We start from the raw sequence: 17868 nt of genomic DNA, 5'->3' as shown, positions 1-17868 counted from the left end.
ACAGAACACCCATTTTTAACGTCGCTTACGTTTTGTTTAGCTACCGGAGAGCTTTACGCCAGCCCTACGCCGCAGGTTAATCTGCGCGACCACGAGCCAGCCACAGTACCCGCGAGAACATTTTCTTCAGCAGCGTCGGCACCGCGTCCACCCCGCGTCGGCCAGCCTCCATCGCCACCTCAATCGCCAAATCGGGCTTGGATGAACGATGGATGGCCTTGGTGATCACCCGCCGCATGTTCATGGGGACATTATCCGGGATCTGCGCCACCCGGTGATAAACGTCATCAAATCCCTGACGATACATAAAGTGTTCCATATCCATCGCTGGCAGGCTCGTCAGATGGTCGCGCTCCAGCTCGCGATCGTTATTCAGCAGACCGAGCACGGTGGCGGCATATTTTTTCCCTGCCTCATCGCCATCCACCAGTACGTGCCACTGGATCCCCATCCGGCGGGCAAATTTGATCAGGGGTTTAAGGCCAGACTGGGCAAATTCGATCACCTTCACCCCCTCGGCATCAAAATGATGACCACACTGGCGGGCCAGTTCGTTGATAACCCAGGTCTCCGTCTCCCCCTCCACCAGCAGCCAACAGCGGGCGAAGAGCGATGAGGCGCGGTTGAAGCGAATATGAAAGGCGATACGCCGGCTATCTTCGGCATTCATTCCGCCGGGTCCCAGCCGCCATGCCGACACCCTCGACGACTCACGAACCAGTCGACAGACCTGCTCCACCGGCGTCAGGGACAACAGCTCCCCGGAGTTGGTGGTGGTCACGCGCTGCAGCGGCAGTAAATTCAGCAGATGCCAGGCGACGGAGAGCATAATCGGATGCAGACGCGTCTCCGGATCTTCAATCAGCAACAGCGGCCGCGCATCGCGATCGAGGCGCACCGTCCCTTTCGCCTGTAGCAGGGTGGAAAACAGCCCCAGCAGGATCACCCGATGGCTGCGCCCGCCGGGTTTGTCGATCATCCGGTTGATAATATCCAGGTAACGCCAGCTGCGCTGCTCATCATGGGAGCGCCGCCGCATCAGACGATGTCGCGTCTGGGCGCTGCTTTGCTCGGCAAAGTAATGCTCCAGCAGCTGCACCATGGCCGACAACCCCTCGCGGATCTGACCGTCCGATAAATTTTGCGGATGACTGACCAGTTCCCGGGAGAGAAAATCCAGCTGGCGGGCGGTGATCTCTATCTGCGGCGAATGCGGTACCGTTCCGTTATGGATGCGCCGCATAAAGCGCGCGTCGCGCAGGCGCAGCACCGGCATCAGACGCACCAGGTGTCTGGCCAGATCATCAATATCCTCAACCGCCAGCGCTTCGCCTTCGCCATCGATAAAGCTCCGCAGGGTCATCACAGTGTCGTCATCGGCGAGCTCGCCTTCCAGGCGGTAGAACACCCGATGATAACCATCGTCACAAGGTACCCAGCAGCGCTGAAGCGGACGAAAACGCCGGACCCGATGGCGGCCCGGTTCGCTTTCGCGGAAGGTCAGGATAATATGCAAATGGTGCTCGCGCCCCTGGATGTCACCCGGGGGAAACCAGAAGTCATCGCGGACAAAGTGATAAAGATCGAACTCAGGGGACAAAAGCAGGGTTAGTGCATCAAGCAGACTGGACTTCCCCCACGCGTTCTCCCCGATCAGGACGTTATTTTGCTCCAGCATCAACGACAAACGATTGATACCGCGAAAACCGACGATTTCTACGCGCTCAAGAAGCATATCCCCTCCGCTAAACCACCACTCTCCTTCAGTAATCAACAGTATAGCGAGGGCAGCGGCAAGATGACACTCTGCTTAATCGCATCGGCGCATCATATTCAGCAGATTAAATATATTCATAAAATTACTCACTTATCGCCTATTAACGGCTGTTGATTATTCATCAAACAAAATAGTTTTATTTCAGGCGTTATGTTCTACACTATTGATAATCTTCCACGGATAAAGGAAAGGCTAAACTGGCAAAAGGAATCCACTCACCTTGCCCTAAATCAAATAACATCAATATATTTAACTGGCTCTGGGATGGCGGTTATCTCTAGAATAACGCCGCTTTATTTTTATCGTCATCCCTTATCACGATAAATAAAGACCGGCACGGTCCGCTCGTGCGCGTATACATTTTAATTGAGGTGGTTATGTTCAGAAAATTAGCAGCCGAATGCTTCGGCACATTCTGGCTTGTATTTGGTGGCTGCGGTAGCGCCGTGCTTGCCGCAGCATTCCCTGAGCTCGGCATTGGTTTTGCCGGCGTCGCGTTGGCATTTGGCTTAACAGTATTAACCATGGCGTTTGCGGTTGGCCATATTTCCGGGGGGCATTTCAACCCGGCAGTGACCTTGGGTCTGTGGGCCGGCGGCCGTTTCCCGGCGAAAGAGGTCATTGGCTATATTATCGCTCAGGTGGTCGGCGGCATTATTGCCGCGGCGGTGCTGTACGTGGTGGCCAGCGGTAAAGCCGGCTTTGATGCCGCCGCCAGCGGCTTTGCCTCCAATGGCTATGGCGAACACTCCCCGGGCGGTTTCTCCATGCTGTCGGCTATCGTCATTGAAATTGTCCTGACCTGCGGCTTCCTGCTGGTAATCCATGGCGCGACCGATAAACACGCACCGGCGGGCTTTGCGCCGATCGCTATCGGCCTGGCGCTGACCCTCATCCATTTGATCAGCATTCCGGTCACCAACACCTCGGTCAACCCGGCGCGCAGCACCGCGGTAGCGATTTTCCAGGGCGGCTGGGCGCTGCAGCAGTTGTGGCTGTTCTGGGTCATGCCGATCGTCGGCGGGATCCTCGGCGGCGTGCTGTATCGCACCCTGCTGGAAAAACGCGATTAATCCTTTGTAAAGCCCGGGTTTCCGGGCTTTTTCTTTCTGGTGACAGCTTTACTCGGCCCGGTGATTTGGGTAGTGTCATGGGCGCTATTCTCATTATGCAAGGGCTGCATCGTTCATGTTCTCGGGACTCTTCATCATTCTGTTGCCGCTGGTTGTCGGCTATCTGGTGCCACTTCGTCAACCCTCCGCGCTAAAACTGATTAACCGGATGCTCAGCTGGATTGTCTATGTCATCCTTTTTTTTATGGGGATCAGCCTGGCGTTCCTCGACAATCTGGCCAGCAACCTGCTGGCCATATTGCATTACGCCGCGGTGAGCGTGGTCATCATTTTACTGTGTAATATTGCCGCCCTGCTGTGGCTGGAAAGTAAAATGCCATGGCGCAGCCAGCATCGGCAGGAGAAATTACCCTCGCGCCTGGCCATGGCCCTGGAATCGCTGCAGCTGTGCGGCGTGGTCGTGCTCGGTTTTCTGCTCGGCCTGACCGGCCTGTCTTTTTTACAGCACGCGACCGAAGCCAGCGAATATACGCTGATCTTTCTCCTGTTCCTCGTCGGTATTCAATTACGCAATAATGGAATGAGTCTGCGACAAATAGTCCTTAACCGTCGGGGAATGATCGTCGCCGTGGTGGTTATGGCCAGTTCATTACTCGGCGGGATACTTAACGCCTTTATTCTCGGTCTGCCGTTAAAGACCGGTCTGGCGATGGCGAGCGGTTTCGGCTGGTACTCGCTCTCCGGTATTTTACTCACCGAATCCTTTGGCCCGGTGATCGGCAGCGCGGCGTTCTTTAACGATCTGTGTCGCGAGCTGCTGGCTATTATGTTAATTCCAGGCCTTGTTCGCCGCAGCCGCTCCACAGCGCTGGGGCTGTGCGGCGCCACCTCGATGGACTTCACCTTACCGGTGCTCCAGCGTTCCGGCGGAGTCGAGATCGTCCCTGCCGCCATCGTGCACGGTTTTCTGCTTAGCCTGCTGGTCCCGATCCTGATCGCCTTTTTTACCGCCTGAGTACGCGCTGGCGGCAACCTTCCTGCCGCCAAATTTGCGCTAAATCAATCTCCCTTTAAGTTGTATCAGAAATGCCTTTTCACCTTGTGCCATGCGGCATAACCTTAAACATGTATATTAAATATAACTTTAAAGGTGTGACCATGTTTTGTGTGCAATGTGAACAAACCATTCGTACCCCAGCCGGCAACGGCTGCTCTTACGCGCAGGGGATGTGCGGTAAAACAGCGGAAACCTCCGATCTGCAGGATCTGCTGATTGCATCACTGCAAGGCCTGTCCGCCTGGGCGCTCAAGGCCCGCGAATATGGCATTATCGATCATGAGGTCGACAGCTTTGCCCCCCGCGCCTTCTTCTCCACCCTGACCAACGTCAACTTCGATTCTCCGCGTATCGTCGGCTATGCCCGTCAGGCTATTGCCCTGCGTGAGGCGCTGAAAGCACAGTGCCTGAATCTCGACGCCAGCGCCGCGGTTGATAATCCGGTAGCCGATCTACACCTGGTCAGCGACGATCTGGGTGACCTGCAGCGTCAGGCGGCAGACTATGCCCCAAATAAAGATAAAGCCGCCATCGGCGAGAATATCCTCGGCCTGCGCCTGCTGTGCCTGTACGGTCTGAAAGGCGCGGCGGCCTATATGGAGCACGCCCATGTACTCGGCCAGTACGACAACGCGATTTATGCCCAGTACCATAAAATCATGGCATGGCTGGGAACCTGGCCTGCGGATATGAACGCGCTGCTCGAATGTTCGATGGAGATCGGCCAGATGAACTTCCAGGTGATGAGCATCCTTGACGCCGGTGAAACCACCAAATACGGCCACCCAACGCCGACTCAGGTCAACGTTAAAGCCACCGAAGGGAAGTGCATCCTGATCTCCGGCCACGACCTGAAAGATCTCTACAACCTGCTGGAGCAGACGGAAGGCACCGGCGTCAACGTCTATACCCACGGCGAAATGCTGCCGGCACACGGCTATCCGGAGCTGCGTAAATTCAAACATCTGATCGGCAACTACGGCAGCGGCTGGCAGAACCAGCAGGTGGAATTCGCCCGCTTCCCGGGCCCTATCGTGATGACCTCTAACTGCATCATCGACCCCACCGTCGGCGCCTACGACGACCGCATCTGGACCCGCAGCATCGTCGGCTGGCCGGGCGTGAATCATCTGGAAGGTGAAGACTTCTCCCCGGTTATCACCCAGGCGCAGCAGATGGCGGGCTTCCCGTACAGCGAAATCCCGCATCTGATCACCGTCGGCTTTGGCCGTCAGACGCTGCTTGGCGCAGCGGATACGCTAATCGATCTGGTCAGCCGTGAAAAACTGCGCCACATCTTCCTCGTCGGCGGCTGCGATGGCGCCCGCGGCGAACGTAACTACTTCACTGATTTCGCCACCAGTGTGCCGGACGACTGCCTGATCCTGACGCTGGCCTGTGGCAAATATCGCTTCAACAAGCTGGACTTCGGTGATATCGAAGGCCTGCCACGTCTGGTCGACGCCGGTCAGTGCAACGATGCCTACTCGGCAATTATTCTCGCGGTTACGCTGGCGGAAAAACTGGGCTGCGGCGTTAACGATCTACCGCTGTCGCTGGTGCTCTCCTGGTTTGAACAAAAAGCGATCGTCATTCTGCTGACGCTACTGTCGCTGGGGGTGAAAAACATCGTCACCGGCCCGACGGCGCCTGGCTTCTTCACTCCGGATCTGCTGGCGGTCCTCAATGAGAAGTTTGGTCTGCGTTCGGTGACCACCGTAGAACAAGATATGCAGCAGCTGCTGAGCGCATAAGGAGTCCCTGATGACCATGCCAACCTCCCAGTGCCCGTGGCGGATGCAGGTTCACCACATTCACCAGGAAACCCCGGACGTGTGGACCCTTTCGCTGCTGTGCCACGATTACTATCCGTACCGCGCCGGCCAGTACGCCCTGGTCAGCGTGCATAACTCGGCGGAAACACTGCGCGCCTATACCCTTTCCTCCACGCCGGGGGTCAGCGAGTACATTACGCTGACCGTTCGCCGTATTGACGAGGGCGCGGGTTCGCAATGGTTGACCCGCGAAGTCAAACGCGGCGATTACCTTTGGCTGTCCGATGCGATGGGCGAGTTTACCTGCGACGATAAAGCGGAAGATAAATTCCTGCTGCTGGCCGCCGGCTGCGGCGTAACGCCAATAATGTCGATGCGCCGCTGGCTGGCGAAGTATCGACCGCAGGCCGACGTGCAGGTGATCTATAACGTGCGTTCGCCGGAGGATGTGATCTTTGCCGAGGAGTGGCGCCAGTATCCAGTCACCCTGGTGGCGGAGCATCATGCCACTCATGGCTTTGTCGCCGGCCGTCTGACCCGGGAGCTGCTGCAGAGCGTGCCGGATTTAGCCAGCCGCACCGTGATGACCTGCGGCCCGGCGCCTTATATGGAGAAGGTCGAGCAGGATGTTGCCGCTCTGGGCGTCACCCGCTTCTTTAAGGAGAAGTTCTTCACCCCAGTGGCGGAGGCCGCGACCAGTGGCCTGAAATTTACCAAACTGCAGCCAGCGCGCGAGTTTTACGCGCCGGTGGGCACCACACTGCTTGATGCGCTTGAGAGTAATAAGGTGCCGGTGACCGTCACCTGCCGCGCCGGCGTCTGCGGTTGCTGTAAAACGAAAGTGGTTTCCGGGAAGTACAGCGTCACCAGCACCATGACGCTCACTGACGCCGAAATCGCCGACGGCTATGTGCTGGCCTGCTCCTGCCATCCGCAGAGCGATCTGGTGCTGGCCTGAGGTCAAAATCCCCGGTGGCGCTACCGCTTACCGGGGCTACAGCGCTGTGCGATTGAATAGCCCGGAGAAGGCGCAATGCGCCGCCTCCGGGAAAATCCCTGGCGACAATAAACGCTCAGGCGACATGAGATAAACGCTTTCTCGGACTGAAAAAGTTGCAAACCGACAACAGTATCGACTTTACGCCCCAGGACGAATGAGGCATTTTTACCGCCAGGCCGACTGACCGGCCAGCGAATAACGCCCCGCGCCGAGTAGCGCAATAGCCAGCGCGCCAACAAAGAAATAGACCAGGTTCTCGATCGCCCACGCCCCCACCGCATCAAGCGCAAACGTCTTGCCGAGACCGACCATCAGCCACGCCACCACCATGGTGAACGCCAGCACCAGCGCCGCCGGACGGGTCAGGACGCCGAGAATTAACAAGCAAGGAGCGACCACTTCCCCCACCAGCACACCGTAGGCGATAAACCCCGGCAACCCCTTCGCCACCAGCATGCCGCTGATCCCGCCCACGCCGTCCAGCAGCTTGTGCAGACCGTGAAACAGCATTAACCCGCCGACGGCGAGTCGTAACAAGAGTTTACCGGCGTCTTCATGCGACAGCGTTTTATTTACTGCGTTTAACATTCCCTTAACCATATGATGTGCTTCCTGTTTTACACCCTGTGTGGTCCCAGAGTATGCACAATTTTTCAGCAATAAAACCAGCAAAAAATAAGGGGCAATCAGCAACGTAACCTGCAGTTTCATCTAAGCTTGAAGGCGTTATCACAAAAAGGAGATGGAGATCATGAAACAAACCGTGGCCGCATACATTGCCAAAACGCTGGAACAGGCTGGCGTGAAACGTATCTGGGGCGTCACCGGAGATTCCCTCAATGGATTGAGCGATAGTCTGAACCGCATGGGCACCATTGACTGGATGCCCACCCGGCACGAAGAGGTCGCTGCTTTCGCCGCTGGCGCCGAGGCGCAACTGACCGGCGAACTGGCGGTCTGCGCCGGCTCCTGCGGGCCGGGCAACCTGCATCTGATTAACGGTCTGTTTGACTGTCATCGTAACCATGTGCCGGTGCTGGCCATTGCCGCCCACATCCCCTCCAGCGAAATCGGCAGCGGCTATTTTCAGGAGACCCATCCTCAGGAACTGTTCCGCGAATGCAGCCACTACTGCGAGCTGGTCTCCACCCCGGAACAAATTCCGCAGGTGCTGGCCATCGCCATGCGTAAAGCGGTGATTAACCGCGGCGTCTCGGTGGTGGTACTGCCCGGTGACGTGGCGCTGAAGGCCGCCCCGGAGAGCGCCAGCAGCCACTGGTATCATGCGCCGTTGCCAACGGTCACTCCGGCGGAAGAAGAACTGCGCAAGCTGGCGCAGCTTATTCGCTACTCCAGCAATATCGCGCTCATGTGCGGCAGCGGCTGCGCCGGTGCTCACCAGGAGCTGGTGGAGTTCGCGGCCAAAATTAAAGCCCCCATCGTCCACGCCCTGCGCGGCAAAGAGCACGTGGAGTACGACAATCCGTACGATGTCGGCATGACCGGGCTGATTGGCTTCTCCTCTGGCTTCCACACCATGATGAATGCCGATACCCTGATCCTGCTGGGCACCCAGTTCCCCTATCGCGCCTTCTATCCAACCGACGCCAAAATTATTCAGATCGACATCAACCCCGGCAGCATCGGCGCGCACAGTAAGGTCGATATGGCGCTGGTGGGCGATATTAAATCGACCTTGAAAGCGCTACTGCCGCTGCTGGAAGAGAAGACCGATCGCCACTTCCTGGATAAGGCGCTGGAGCACTATCGCGACGCGCGAAAAGGCCTCGACGATCTGGCTAAACCCAGTGATAAAGCCATTCACCCGCAGTATCTGGCGCAGCAGATCAGTCATTTTGCCGATGAAGACGCCATTTTCACCTGCGATGTCGGTACCCCGACCGTCTGGGCAGCACGCTACCTCAAAATGAACGGCAAACGCCGTCTGCTGGGCTCGTTCAACCACGGCTCAATGGCCAACGCCATGCCGCAGGCCATCGGCGTCCAGGCCACTGCCCCGGAGCGGCAGGTAGTGGCCATGTGCGGCGACGGCGGGTTCAGCATGCTGATGGGCGATTTTCTGTCGCTGGCGCAGATGAAGCTGCCGGTGAAAATTGTCATCTTTAACAACAGCGTGCTGGGCTTCGTGGCGATGGAGATGAAGGCTGGGGGCTATCTCACCGACGGTACGGAGCTCCACGATACCAACTTCGCCCGCATCGCCGAGGCCTGCGGTATCAAAGGTATACGCGTTGAAAAAGCCTCCGAGGTGGATGAAGCGCTACAGACCGCTTTTCGCACCGACGGCCCGGTGCTGGTCGATGTCGTCGTCGCTAAAGAGGAACTGGCGATCCCGCCGCAGATCAAGCTGGAACAAGCGAAAGGTTTTAGCCTGTATATGCTGCGGGCGATCATCAGCGGGCGCGGCGATGAAGTCATCGAACTGGCGAAAACCAACTGGCTCAGGTAAAACAGAAGCCATACTCTGAACCAGAACAAGGAAAAGCCGTGATCGATCTGCGCAGTGATACCGTTACCCGCCCCGGGCGTGCCATGCTGGAAGCCATGATGGCCGCCCCGGTCGGGGACGATGTGTATGGCGACGACCCTACCGTCAATGAACTTCAGCGCTATGCCGCCGACCTCGCCGGCAAAGAGGCGGCGCTGTTTCTGCCCACCGGCACCCAGGCCAACCTCGTTGGTCTGCTCAGCCACTGCCAGCGCGGCGAAGAGTATATCGTCGGCCAGGGGGCACATAACTATCTGTACGAAGCCGGCGGCGCGGCGGTACTCGGCAGTATTCAGCCACAGCCGATTGACGCCGCAGCGGATGGTTCGCTGCCGCTGGAGAAAGTGGCGGCGAAAATCAAACCCGACGATATTCATTTCGCCCCCACCCGTCTGCTCAGCCTGGAAAATACCCATAACGGTAAGGTGCTGCCGCGCGACTATCTGCAGGAAGCCTGGGCATTTACCCGCCAGCGCGACCTGGCGCTGCACGTCGACGGCGCGCGCATCTTTAACGCCGTGGTGGCCTACGGCTGCGAACTGCGTGATATCGCCCAGTACTGCGACTCCTTCACCATCTGCCTGTCAAAGGGGCTTGGCGCTCCGGTAGGCTCGCTGCTGCTCGGCAGCGAGGCGTACATTCGCCGTGCCGTCCGCTGGCGGAAAATGGTCGGCGGCGGCATGCGCCAGGCGGGCATTCTGGCTGCTGCCGGGTTGTACGCGCTGAAAAATAACGTGCAGCGCTTGCAGGAGGATCATGACAACGCCGCGTGGATGGCGGAGCAGCTACGCGCCATCGGCGCCGACGTCACCCGCCACGATACCAACATGCTGTTTGTGCGCGTCGGCGAAGCGCAGGCCCCGGCGCTCGGCGAGTTTATGCAGTCGCGCGGCGTGTTGATCAACGCCTCGCCAATCGTCCGTTTGGTCACTCACCTGGATGTCAATCGTCAGCAGCTGAGCGAGGTGGTCGCTCACTGGCAGGCTTTTTTACAGCGCTAAGGAGTCAGGCGTGTCGCAATCTGTTCTGGTGCTCGGCGCCAGCGGCTATATTGGCCAGCATTTGGTGCGCGAGTTAAGCGCGCGGGGTTATTCAGTGCTGGCGGCGGCACGCCATATCGACCGACTGCAAAAGCTCGATTTGCCCGGCGTCACCTGTCGGTCAGTCGATCTTAATCAGCCGCAGGCTCTGCCTGCACTGCTCGCCGGCATCGATACCCTTTATTATCTGGTCCACGGCATGGGCGAAGGCGGCGATTTTATCGCCCATGAGCGGCGGGTGGCCACGCATGTGCGCGATGCCCTGCGTCAGTCGTCAGTGCGCCAGGTGATATTCCTCAGTTCGCTGCAGGCCCCGGTGCAGGAACAATCTGACCATCTGCGCGCCCGTCAGGTAACCGGCGATGTCCTGCGAGAGTCGGGTGTACCCGTGACCGAACTGCGGGCCGGGATTATCGTCGGCGCCGGCTCTGCCGCCTTCGAGGTGATGCGCGACATGGTTTATAACCTGCCAGTGCTCACTCCCCCGCGCTGGGTACGCTCGCGTACCACCCCTGTCGCGCTGGAAAACCTGCTCGTTGACCTGGTTGAGCTGCTGAACCATCCGTCCCGCGAACACCGCGTCTTTGAAGCCGCCGGTCCGGAGGTCTTAAGCTATCAGCAGCAGTTCATTCGCTTTATGGCCGTCAGCGGCAAACATCGCCCTCTCATTCCCATCCCCTTGCCGACGCGCTGGATCTCGGTGTGGTTTCTTAACGTTATCACCTCGGTCCCGCCAACCATCGCCAAGGCGCTGATCCAGGGGCTGAAGCACGATCTGATTGCCGACGACCGCGCCCTGCGCGCGCTGATCCCGCAAACGCTGATCCCCTTCGATCAGGCAGTCCGCCTCACGCTGAAAGACGAAGAGTGGCTGGTAAACTCCAGCGACTGGGGCTACGACGCGCAGGCCTTCGCCCGCTGGCGCCCGGAGTACGGCTACTTTCCGAAGCAGGCTGGCTGTACCGTGACCACCCAGGCGAGCCGCAAAGCGCTGTGGCAAGTCGTTAACCAAATCGGCGGTAAAGAGGGATATTTTTTCGGCAATATCCTGTGGAAAACCCGCGGTACGATGGACCTGCTGGTCGGCCACCGCTTAGCCAAAGGGCGGCCACAGCGCGACTATTTGCAAACCGGCGATACGGTCGACAGCTGGAAGGTGATTATTGTGGAGGAAGAAAAACAGCTAACCTTATTATTCGGCATGAAAGCGCCGGGCCTGGGCCGGTTAAGCTTTACGATTAACGATAAAGGCGAGCGTCGTGAACTGGACGTGCGCGCCTGGTGGCACCCGCACGGTATGCCCGGACTGGTCTACTGGCTGCTGATGATCCCGGCGCATCTGTTTATTTTCCGCGGTATGGCGCAACGCATCGCCCGGCTGGCCGAACAAATCTCAGGCATAGACGAAGGATAAGTATTATTCTTTCATGATTCTCATTGCATAGTCGGGAGAATCACGGAAAAATGCGCACGAAATTCTTTTCTGGGACAGTTGAGTGATATGAAGGTACTGGTTACCGGTGCGACCAGCGGATTAGGCCGCAACGCAGTGGAATATCTGCGCAATAAGGGCATCAGCGTGCGAGCCACCGGGCGCAACGAAGCGATGGGTAAGCTTCTGAGCAAAATGGGGGCGGAATTCATCCCGGCAGATTTAACCGAGCTGGTCTCTTCGCAGGCTAAAGTGATGCTCGCCGGTATCGATACCCTGTGGCACTGCTCGAGTTTTACATCGCCCTGGGGCACCCAGCAGGCTTTCGATCTCGCTAACGTCCGCGCCACCCGTCGCCTGGGCGAATGGTCTGTAGCATGGGGGGTACGCAATTTCGTCCATATCTCTTCGCCATCGCTCTATTTCGATTATCACCACCATCGCGATATCCAGGAAGATTTCCGCCCGCACCGCTTCGCCAACGAGTTTGCCCGCAGCAAAGCGGCCAGCGAGGAGGTGATCAACCTGCTGGCGCAGGCCAACCCGCATACCCGTTTTACTATTCTGCGCCCGCAGAGCCTGTTCGGGCCGCACGACAAAGTCTTTATTCCCCGGCTGGCGCAAATGATGCAGCATTATGGCAGCGTCCTGTTGCCGCGGGGCGGCAGCGCGCTGGTCGACATGACCTATTATGAAAACGCCGTGCATGCGATGTGGCTGGCGAGCCAGTCGGCCTGCGATCATCTTCCTTCCGCCCGCGCGTGGAATATCAGCAACGGCGAACCGCGCACCTTGCGAAGCATCGTGCAGAAACTGATCGACGAGCTGGGCATCAAGTGCCGGATCCGCTCAGTTCCCTACCCGATGCTGGATATTATTGCCCGCAGCATGGAACGTTTTGGTGATAAAACAGCCAAAGAGCCCGCCTTTACCCACTACGGCGTTTCCAAACTTAACTTTGATTTTACGCTCGACATCACCCGCGCGCAGGATGAACTGGGCTATCAGCCGGTGGTGACGCTTGACGACGGCATTGTGCGTACCGCCGCCTGGCTACGCGACCACGGTAAACTTCACCGCTAACCCTGGCCATATTTTTCTAACAGCGCCTCGGCTATCGCTTCAGTTTGCGCATCCGCTACGCCATCCCAGCGCTGCGGACGGAAGTGCATCTGGAAGGCGATAATCACCCGCTTCTTCTGCGCGGGGGTCATCTCCGGCGTCACCTGATAGCCGTAGCGCGCCAGTAAATCCAGCACCACCTCTGGGTCAACGGGATCGCTGGCCGGCCGTCCGTTCAGATAAAAGGCCACTCGCTGCTCGTCAGGCCAGGCGCCAATCCCCTGCTGCGCCAGCTGTTGCCAGGGAAACAGCGGCCCCGGATCGTCTTTACGCTGCGGCGCGATATCGGCATGGGCCACCACGTTCTGCGGCGCGATGTGGTAGCGGGTGATAATATCGCGCGCCAGCGGGATCAGGGCCGCTATCTGTTCCGGATGGAAGGGGGTAAAGCTTTTGACGCCCGCCGTCTTCTGCCAGCCGCGGTTCTCCAGCTCAATGCCGATGGACGTATCATTGATACGCGTACTGCCGCGCCAGTAGCTCACCCCGGCGTGCCAGGCTAAATCCTCTTCCGGCACCAACTGCCAGATCCGCGGTTTATGATGATAACGCGGCGGCTGCTCGGGGATTAAATAGTGGGAGCTGACCTCTTTATCGGTCAACGTCGCCAGAGAAACATCAAAATTGTCTGCCGTATAGTGGATCACCAGCACTTTTATTCGCGGATAGGCCGCCTGCGCCGGATGGCGAGTGTCCAGCTGGTATCCATCGCGATCGATAATTCCCTTTTCCCCGGCACAGCCGGTTAGCAGCAGCGCCAGCAGGGCGATCCGCGCAATCCGTTTCATCCCTTCTCCCTCGCCCGGCAGTGGAGCCGGGTTAATAAGACCATTGATTACGTCCTTTATTTTTAGCCTGGTACAACGCACTGTCCGCCCGGGCGATGAGCGCCTCCACCGGGACCGTACCATCGGAAGCCACGATCCCCATACTGACGGTCACTACCTCCGCCACTGCCGAGGCTTCATGCGGTAGGGCCGCGTCGTGGATTTTCTGCTGAATGCGCTCGGCAATGGCGGTGGCGTGCGCTAAGGAAACCCCGGGCAGCGCCACCACAAACTCCTCGCCGCCGTAGCGGGCCACCAGATCGTCCTCAGCCCGCACCGCCATTTTAAGCACCTGCGCGACAGACGATAAGCAGTCATCGCCGGCCTGATGACCGTAATGGTCGTTATAGCGCTTAAAGTAATCGACATCGATCATCATCAGCGCTAAAGGTGCTTTTTGCTCCCAGAGCTGCGCCAGAAAAGCATTCAGTGCCCGGCGGTTGGCCGTTCCGGTTAAGGCATCCTGGTTGGCGATACTTTCCAGCCGATGGATAAGCTGCATATTTTCCTGGTGCGTATCCCAGGCTTCATCATACCAGCGCTGCAGAATACGCCGCCCATAAAGCAAAATCGCCGTAAAAATAGCCCATAAGGTCAAAAATCGTACTTCAGCGTCATAGTGAATCTGCACCCCTGCCAGCAAGGCGGTCACCCACATCGGTAGCATAAAGGCGATAATTCCGGGCCAGTGGTGATACAGCGCGGTGAGGCCGGTGGTCATTAAAATCACCAGCAGTGGCCAGGCGAAGGGCAACGTCCAGAAAAAGATAAAACAGTAATTACTTAGGGACCAGCACAGGCTGAGCGCCAGCAGCAGCCCGGTAATAACATTCAGCGTATATCGCCCCTGCGCCAGCCGCGGCGTGACGGCGATGACCGCTAAAATAGTCGAAATAATAATGACCGCAATCAGCGCCACTTCAATATAAGGAATAACCGCCTGGTGCGTCAGTAACTTCTGATCAAAATAAGTGAAGATGAAATTACGGAAGAAAATCATTAACGCGAAAGCGATGTTGACGAAGGCCAGCCAGGGCATACTCATCGACAGCGCATGTCTCTGGACATTATCTCGGGTGGCCCACAACGCGGCTCGCTGCTCCCGCGCACTCTCTCGCTTATTCGTTAACATCTTGTCTCCCTGGTGACCTGCATGACCATGGGCGTAGGGGCGTAGCCCCTGCTCTTCTTTATGATAAACCATGTTCCCGGGAATGTCTGTCAGCGCCCCCGCCCCCTTCTCCTGCCGGCGCCTCAGCTAATTTTCAGCTAACAACAGTGGAAAAAGGTCTGGCGCCGCCCCTATGTTCATCCGGCAAAAAAAAGCAAGAATTATCAATGAGAACCACGTCATCTTTTGTTTAAAAAATAGTTACCTAAACGTCATAAAATTGCAGTATTGCACTTGAAAAAAAAGCGGCGTTAGTACAATCTGAAACCGCTCATTGGTCAGTTAAAACAAGAGCATGATGATAGCAAAATAAACAATGGAGTTTAAAAATATGAAATATGCAGCTTTAGTGGCAGGTGCAGCATTGTTTTTAACGGCGAACGCCTTCTCCGCTGAGATTTTAACGAAAGAAGCCTTTAATAAGGTCCATACGCAATATACCAAAATCGGCACCATTTCCTCTACTGGCCAGACTGCGCCGAGCGATGCCCGAGAAGAACTGATTAAAAAGGCCGATGAAAAAGGCGCGGACGTTATCGTACTCTCCTCCGGTAATACCGATAAAAAACTGCACGTCTCCGCTAACATCTATAAGAAGAAGTAATTAATCTTATATCTCAAGAAACATTATCATATTGCCGGGTAATGTTTCTTGTTTGCTCAAAAAGTCTGTTTATTTTTAAACGGCGCCTGGTCTTTCCTGCCTTAATATCACTCTGTGATGCTCATTGTCGATTTCCTGCCCTAAGGCCGTAGTCACATCAAGGTCTTAGCTCTTTGCGTCAAGTACAATCCGCACGCTATACGCTATGCTTTAACGGAAACTGAAAACGTAGTTTGCTTATAAGGAAATCATCATGCGCTACAAACTTCTTGCTGTACTTCTCCCTTGCGCGCTGGCGCTCAGCGCCTGTACGACCGTCACCCCGGCCTATAAAGATAATGGCACCCGCAGCGGCCCCTGCGTTGAAGGCGGCCCTGACGACGTAGCGCAAAAATTCTATGACACCCAGATCCAGAACCGCACTCAGGATCCGGCAGCACTGCGCCCCTATCTGAGCGACGGACTGGCGCAGTTACTCAACGACGCCCGCCAGGATCCGGCCAACAGCAAACTGTTACAGGCTAACCCGTTCTCCAGTAGCAGCACCCCGGCGGACAGCGCCGTCGTTGCCAGCGCCTCCACCATCCCGAACCGTGATGCGCGCAATATTCCGCTGCGCGTCGAACTGAAACAGGGCACCCAGAGCTGGAAAGATGAAGTGCTGATGATCCAGGAAGGCCAGTGCTGGGCTGTCGATGACGTCCGCTATCTCGGCAACAACAGCCACGCACCAGCGGGTTCCTTGCGACAGAGTCTGGAGAAACGCTGATTCCGGAGTTGAAGCCACGTCGCTGAAACGATAACCCCGGTAAAATGTCGGTATTCGCCCCGGGAATGCCGACATTTGCGCCCCCCTCACCCACCAGGCCATATTTTGTGCTAACTTTAAAGCTAAACGTGGTTTAGATTTAACTTTTAACGCATAAATATTGCATAACTATTCTGCCAAAGGTAGTATTTGCGGCCTCAATAGCTATTCGTATCAGACTGCCCAGATGAGTATTAAACTAAACGGCATTAATTGCTTCTACGGCGCGCACCAGGCGCTGTTCGACATCACGCTGGATTGCCCGCAGGGGGAAACGCTGGTGCTGCTCGGCCCCAGCGGTGCCGGGAAGAGCTCGCTGCTGCGCGTACTCAACCTGCTGGAGATGCCGCGTTCCGGTTCGTTATCCATCGCCGGCAACCAATTCGACTTCACCAAAGCGCCGTCCGATAAAGCGATTCGCGAGCTGCGTCAGAACGTCGGCATGGTCTTTCAGCAGTACAACCTGTGGCCGCACCTGACGGTGCAGCAAAACCTGATCGAAGCACCCTGTCGCGTACTGGGGTTAAGCAAGGATCAGGCGCTGGCTCGTGCAGAGAAGCTGCTGGAACGCCTGCGTCTGAAGCCCTACAGCGATCGCTATCCGCTGCATTTATCCGGCGGCCAGCAGCAGCGTGTGGCTATCGCCCGCGCGCTGATGATGGAGCCGCAGGTCCTGCTGTTCGATGAGCCTACCGCGGCGCTCGATCCGGAAATCACGGCTCAAATCGTCAGCATTATCCGCGAGCTGGCTGAAACCGGCATCACCCAGGTTATCGTCACCCACGAAGTTGAAGTGGCGCGCAAGACGGCCAGTCGGGTGGTGTATATGGAAAATGGCCATATCGTCGAGCAAGGGGATGCCTCCTGCTTCACGCATCCGCAAACTGACGCGTTTAAAAACTATCTTTCACATTGATGTTTTTCGGGGAAATGACGATGAAAAAAGTACTGATAGCCGCCCTGCTCGCAGGCATGAGCCTCTCCGCTTCCGCCGCGCAGACCATTCGTTTCGCCACCGAGGCCTCCTACCCTCCGTTTGAGCTGGTGGACGCCAACAACCAGATCGTCGGTTTCGATGTCGATCTGGCGAACGCGCTGTGTAAAGAGATCGATGCCACCTGTACCTTTACCAACCAGGCCTTTGACAGCCTGATCCCGGGACTGAAATTCCGCCGTTTCGACGCGGTCATGGCCGGGATGGACATCACGCCGGAGCGTGAAAAGCAGGTGCTGTTCTCTACCCCGTATTATGACAACTCGGCGCTGTTCGTCGGTCAGCAGGGTAAGTTCACCAGCATTGACCAGCTGAAGGGCAAAAAAGTGGGCGTGCAGAACGGCACCACCCACCAGAAATTCATCACCGATAAACATCCGGAAATTACTACCGTTCCTTACGACAGCTACCAGAATGCGAAGCTGGACCTGCAGAACGGTCGTATTGACGCAGTCTTTGGTGATACCGCCGTGGTCACCGAATGGCTGAAGAGCAATCCGAAGCTGGCGGCCGTGGGCGACAAAGTGACCGACAAAGCCTATTTCGGCACCGGGCTGGGCATTGCCGTGCGTCAGGGCAACACCGATCTGCAGCAGAAATTTAACGCTGCGCTGGAAAAAGTGAAGAAAGACGGCACTTACCAGACCATCTATAACAAATGGTTCCAGAAGTAAGACTG

Annotated in this window: 16 protein-coding genes; 12 read left to right on the top strand and 4 right to left on the bottom strand. The window is 57.0% G+C overall.

The genetic code is table 11. The features are described from left to right. Positions 1-76 precede the first annotated feature (76 nt). Positions 77-1735 carry an ATP-dependent endonuclease gene (locus tag CWM53_RS13060; protein ID WP_100631467.1) on the bottom strand — a complete coding sequence of 553 codons (1659 nt, stop codon included), beginning with the start codon at positions 1733-1735 and terminating at the stop codon, positions 77-79. A gap of 419 nt (positions 1736-2154) precedes the next feature. Here CWM53_RS13060 and aqpZ point away from each other — a divergent pair, with 419 nt between their 5' ends. The 4 genes from aqpZ to hcr all read left to right on the top strand — a co-directional run bounded on the left by aqpZ (position 2155) and on the right by hcr (position 6640). After that, positions 2155-2850 carry an aquaporin Z gene (gene aqpZ, locus CWM53_RS13055; protein ID WP_002896434.1) on the top strand — a complete coding sequence of 232 codons (696 nt, stop codon included), beginning with the start codon at positions 2155-2157 and terminating at the stop codon, positions 2848-2850. Between the two features lie 115 nt (positions 2851-2965). After that, positions 2966-3865 carry a lysine exporter LysO family protein gene (locus CWM53_RS13050; RefSeq protein WP_048329829.1) on the top strand — a complete coding sequence of 300 codons (900 nt, stop codon included), beginning with the start codon at positions 2966-2968 and terminating at the stop codon, positions 3863-3865. A 143-nt stretch (positions 3866-4008) separates the two neighbouring features. Then, positions 4009-5661 carry a hydroxylamine reductase gene (gene hcp, locus CWM53_RS13045; RefSeq protein ID WP_100631535.1) on the top strand — a complete coding sequence of 551 codons (1653 nt, stop codon included), beginning with the start codon at positions 4009-4011 and terminating at the stop codon, positions 5659-5661. Between the two features lie 10 nt (positions 5662-5671). Further along, positions 5672-6640, top strand: coding sequence for an NADH oxidoreductase (hcr, locus tag CWM53_RS13040; RefSeq protein ID WP_100729795.1), 969 nt, complete (start codon positions 5672-5674; stop codon positions 6638-6640). A gap of 207 nt (positions 6641-6847) precedes the next feature. Here hcr and CWM53_RS13030 read toward each other — a convergent pair whose 3' ends face one another. Next, entirely contained in the window at positions 6848-7282 is a 435-nt protein-coding gene (locus CWM53_RS13030; RefSeq protein ID WP_074386433.1) for a DoxX family protein, read from the bottom strand. A gap of 151 nt (positions 7283-7433) precedes the next feature. On the opposite strand from CWM53_RS13030, the gene poxB reads away from it, so the two are divergent. The 4 genes from poxB (at position 7434) to CWM53_RS13010 (ending at position 12746) form a co-directional block, all read left to right on the top strand. After that, positions 7434-9152 carry a ubiquinone-dependent pyruvate dehydrogenase gene (gene poxB, locus CWM53_RS13025; RefSeq protein ID WP_074386614.1) on the top strand — a complete coding sequence of 573 codons (1719 nt, stop codon included), beginning with the start codon at positions 7434-7436 and terminating at the stop codon, positions 9150-9152. Between the two features lie 38 nt (positions 9153-9190). Next, entirely contained in the window at positions 9191-10192 is a 1002-nt protein-coding gene (gene ltaE, locus CWM53_RS13020; protein WP_100631465.1) for a low-specificity L-threonine aldolase, read from the top strand. Between the two features lie 10 nt (positions 10193-10202). Continuing rightward, entirely contained in the window at positions 10203-11645 is a 1443-nt protein-coding gene (locus CWM53_RS13015; protein ID WP_100729797.1) for an SDR family oxidoreductase, read from the top strand. Between the two features lie 87 nt (positions 11646-11732). Next, on the top strand, positions 11733-12746 hold the full coding sequence (locus CWM53_RS13010) for an NAD-dependent epimerase/dehydratase family protein (protein ID WP_008805828.1): 1014 nt from the start codon (positions 11733-11735) through the stop codon (positions 12744-12746). Here CWM53_RS13010 and CWM53_RS13005 read toward each other — a convergent pair. Both CWM53_RS13005 and CWM53_RS13000 read right to left on the bottom strand, forming a co-directional pair. Further along, entirely contained in the window at positions 12743-13573 is an 831-nt protein-coding gene (locus CWM53_RS13005; RefSeq protein ID WP_100729798.1) for an N-acetylmuramoyl-L-alanine amidase, read from the bottom strand. The genes CWM53_RS13010 and CWM53_RS13005 overlap by 4 nt on opposite strands. Before the next feature lie 31 nt (positions 13574-13604). Continuing rightward, entirely contained in the window at positions 13605-14744 is a 1140-nt protein-coding gene (locus tag CWM53_RS13000) for a GGDEF domain-containing protein (protein WP_100676012.1), read from the bottom strand. A gap of 370 nt (positions 14745-15114) precedes the next feature. Here CWM53_RS13000 and yahO point away from each other — a divergent pair, with 370 nt between their 5' ends. The 4 genes from yahO to artI all read left to right on the top strand — a co-directional run bounded on the left by yahO (position 15115) and on the right by artI (position 17863). After that, positions 15115-15387: a DUF1471 family periplasmic protein YahO gene (gene yahO / locus CWM53_RS12995; RefSeq protein WP_008805825.1), complete on the top strand. Its 273-nt coding sequence runs from the start codon at positions 15115-15117 to the stop codon at positions 15385-15387. A gap of 253 nt (positions 15388-15640) precedes the next feature. Then, positions 15641-16156, top strand: coding sequence for a lipoprotein (locus CWM53_RS12990; RefSeq protein ID WP_025712993.1), 516 nt, complete (start codon positions 15641-15643; stop codon positions 16154-16156). 226 nt (positions 16157-16382) lie between these two features. Continuing rightward, on the top strand, positions 16383-17111 hold the full coding sequence (artP, locus tag CWM53_RS12985; protein ID WP_012968630.1) for an arginine ABC transporter ATP-binding protein ArtP: 729 nt from the start codon (positions 16383-16385) through the stop codon (positions 17109-17111). Between the two features lie 20 nt (positions 17112-17131). Then, the gene (artI, locus tag CWM53_RS12980) at positions 17132-17863 is read left to right on the top strand and encodes an arginine ABC transporter substrate-binding protein ArtI (protein WP_002896390.1); all 732 of its coding nucleotides are present in this window, start codon (positions 17132-17134) and stop codon (positions 17861-17863) included. Positions 17864-17868: the final 5 nt, after the last annotated feature.

Source organism: Klebsiella sp. A-Nf5 (assembly GCF_002810545.1).
In the GTDB taxonomy this organism is placed as follows: Bacteria; Pseudomonadota; Gammaproteobacteria; order Enterobacterales; family Enterobacteriaceae; genus Klebsiella; species Klebsiella variicola.
Note: the sequence above shows the minus strand (reverse complement) of the source record. Positions and strands in the feature narration are given on the sequence as shown.

What these genes read in the sequence shown, in the direction of transcription:
- CWM53_RS13060 (WP_100631467.1), bottom strand. Translation starts at nt 1,735, where the DNA reads ATGCTTCTTGAGCGCGTAGAAATCGTCGGTTTTCGCGGTATCAATCGT.
- aqpZ (WP_002896434.1), top strand. Translation starts at nt 2,155, where the DNA reads ATGTTCAGAAAATTAGCAGCCGAATGCTTCGGCACATTCTGGCTTGTA.
- CWM53_RS13050 (WP_048329829.1), top strand. Translation starts at nt 2,966, where the DNA reads ATGTTCTCGGGACTCTTCATCATTCTGTTGCCGCTGGTTGTCGGCTAT.
- hcp (WP_100631535.1), top strand. Translation starts at nt 4,009, where the DNA reads ATGTTTTGTGTGCAATGTGAACAAACCATTCGTACCCCAGCCGGCAAC.
- hcr (WP_100729795.1), top strand. Translation starts at nt 5,672, where the DNA reads ATGACCATGCCAACCTCCCAGTGCCCGTGGCGGATGCAGGTTCACCAC.
- CWM53_RS13030 (WP_074386433.1), bottom strand. Translation starts at nt 7,282, where the DNA reads ATGGTTAAGGGAATGTTAAACGCAGTAAATAAAACGCTGTCGCATGAA.
- poxB (WP_074386614.1), top strand. Translation starts at nt 7,434, where the DNA reads ATGAAACAAACCGTGGCCGCATACATTGCCAAAACGCTGGAACAGGCT.
- CWM53_RS13010 (WP_008805828.1), top strand. Translation starts at nt 11,733, where the DNA reads ATGAAGGTACTGGTTACCGGTGCGACCAGCGGATTAGGCCGCAACGCA.
- CWM53_RS13005 (WP_100729798.1), bottom strand. Translation starts at nt 13,573, where the DNA reads ATGAAACGGATTGCGCGGATCGCCCTGCTGGCGCTGCTGCTAACCGGC.
- CWM53_RS13000 (WP_100676012.1), bottom strand. Translation starts at nt 14,744, where the DNA reads ATGTTAACGAATAAGCGAGAGAGTGCGCGGGAGCAGCGAGCCGCGTTG.
- yahO (WP_008805825.1), top strand. Translation starts at nt 15,115, where the DNA reads ATGAAATATGCAGCTTTAGTGGCAGGTGCAGCATTGTTTTTAACGGCG.
- CWM53_RS12990 (WP_025712993.1), top strand. Translation starts at nt 15,641, where the DNA reads ATGCGCTACAAACTTCTTGCTGTACTTCTCCCTTGCGCGCTGGCGCTC.
- artP (WP_012968630.1), top strand. Translation starts at nt 16,383, where the DNA reads ATGAGTATTAAACTAAACGGCATTAATTGCTTCTACGGCGCGCACCAG.
- artI (WP_002896390.1), top strand. Translation starts at nt 17,132, where the DNA reads ATGAAAAAAGTACTGATAGCCGCCCTGCTCGCAGGCATGAGCCTCTCC.